This window comes from Okeania sp. SIO2B9 (genome assembly GCF_010672505.1).
GTDB lineage: Bacteria > Cyanobacteriota > Cyanobacteriia > Cyanobacteriales > Microcoleaceae > Okeania > Okeania hirsuta.
Map to the genome: position 1 here is coordinate 1 of NZ_JAAHGK010001268.1, position 2,208 is coordinate 2,208.

Sequence of the window (2,208 nt, forward strand, 5' to 3'; positions counted from 1 at the left end):
CGATGGCGGACCTTGAACAGCGGTATGATGTTCAGTGGTTTAAAATTGATGAAACGACGCGCCAAATTGAATCCCTCACTTCGAAGCAGACAGAGCTGCTTGCCAATGGAACCGAGAGTCGGCTCGGCGAGGGAATCATCTCCATTTTTCACTGTTCCTGTTGTTTGTATAATTCTCATCTCATACCTCGTATCTATGACTTAATAATTAAAGTTTTACCTAAGTAAATCATCCTTTTTTCAAAACTTCAGAAACACCTAAGTATTGATAAATTTCTAAAGTTTTAATTCATCCGTTAGTAATCAGAATTTAAGTATTCAATAAGTTTCACAAAAGATTGGGTATTATATGATGAAACTACCATGAAATTAACATTTCATAACTTCATTTTATTGATACTAATTCCTAATTTAATAAGAACTTAATAGAAAGCGATCGCTTCCTACAAAATAAAACGATAGAAAACGATCAGCTTACAGTCATATACCTATTCTATCTTTACTTAATTTGCTTATGCAAAAAGTGCTGTTAACCAAGAAATTAACTTCACAGTAACAGGAACAACTTCTTGAGCTAGTTCGTTTACTTCTTTTACTAAAGAAAAAGAATCTGACAGTTAACAAACCCAGTTTCTGGTTTGTATTAGATATCTCATAATACCTTGACGTTTCAAACTTCAATTGTGCTGATAACTGATAACTGTTAACTGATAACTGTCACAATAAACTATCTCCAAATTATTCACTAAAAATATCTAACTGCTCTACAGAAATGTAGGTTGGGTAGAACGGAGTGAAACCCAACAAAACTTTGATTGTTGCTGTACTCCTGTTGTTGGGTTTATCCTAACGGATAAGCTCCGCTAACGTTCCTCAACCCAACCTACTGCTAGAAAAAAAAGAAAGCAGAGGTAATTTTCATTCTTGAATTTTTACCTCTGATAACTGATAACTGCTAACTGATAACTGTTATAGCAAACTATCTCCAAATTCCTCACTAAAAATATCTAACTGTTCTACAGTTATCACCTCTTCCTCTTCTTTTTTCTTAATACCTTTCCGCAAACCAATAGCTATCTTACTATGCTTTTCAATTTGCTCCATTACCTGTCTAGCACGCTGAATTACTGAATCCGGTAAACCTGCTAATCTTCCCGCTTCAATACCATAAGATTTATCCGCTCCACCAGGTTGTACCTGATGCAAAAATACAATTTTATCCGGCAACTCTTTCACCGTTACCTGATAATTTGCCACATTATCCAAAATAGAAGAAAGTTCATTTAATTCGTGATAGTGAGTCGCAAAAATTGTCCGAGACAAAATTTCCGTTGCCAAATATTCTGCCACCGACCAAGCAATCGAAATTCCGTCAAAAGTTGCCGTTCCCCTACCAATTTCATCCAACAAAACTAAAGACTTTTCCGTAGCATGATTCAAAATATTTGCCGTCTCATTCATCTCCACCATAAAAGTTGATTGACCTGTTGCTAAATCATCCACTGCTCCAACACGAGTAAATATCCGATCGCTCACCGCCAAAACAGCAGAACTTGCCGGAACAAAACTACCAGTTTGTGCCATTAATTGAATCAATCCTACCTGCCGCAAATAACAACTTTTACCACTAGCATTCGGACCAGTTAAAATAATTAAATCTTGAGCTTGATAAGGAGTAACTCCCGAATTATTTTCCTCTATATTTTTACTTCCCAATATCGCAGTATTAGGCACAAAAAAACCAGCAGGCAAATATTTTTCTACCACCGGATGCCGACCCTCAATAATTTTCAATTCCCGACTATCAGTCATCGTAGGACGAACATAATTTTGATAAATTGCTACTTCTGCAAAACCACACAAAACATCAATAGCTGCCACAGCACGAGAAACATTTCTAATCTCCTCTGCGTATTCCCCCACTTCAGTTCTCAGACCAACAAAAATATCATATTCCAACTCATTCAAATCATCTTGTGCCGTTAAAATTCTAACTTCTCTTTCCTTTAATTCCTCAGTAATATAACGCTCCTCATTAGTCAAAGTCTGCTTCCGAGTATAATCATCCGGAGCCAAATCTGCCTTTGATTTAGAAATACTAATATAATAACCAAAAGCCTTATTATAACCAACCTTTAAATTAGAAATTCCCGTCCTTTCTCTCTCCGTAACTTCCAAATTAGCAATCCATTGTTGGTCTTCTTCAGCT

At 36.1% G+C, this 2,208-nt stretch carries 1 protein-coding gene; it reads right to left on the bottom strand.

Annotated features, from left to right (window positions below):
• Nucleotides 1-968: 968 nt before the first annotated feature.
• On the bottom strand, nt 969-2,208 hold a 1,240-nt coding region (gene mutS / locus F6K13_RS29675), incomplete at its 5' end, for a DNA mismatch repair protein MutS (protein WP_287289369.1).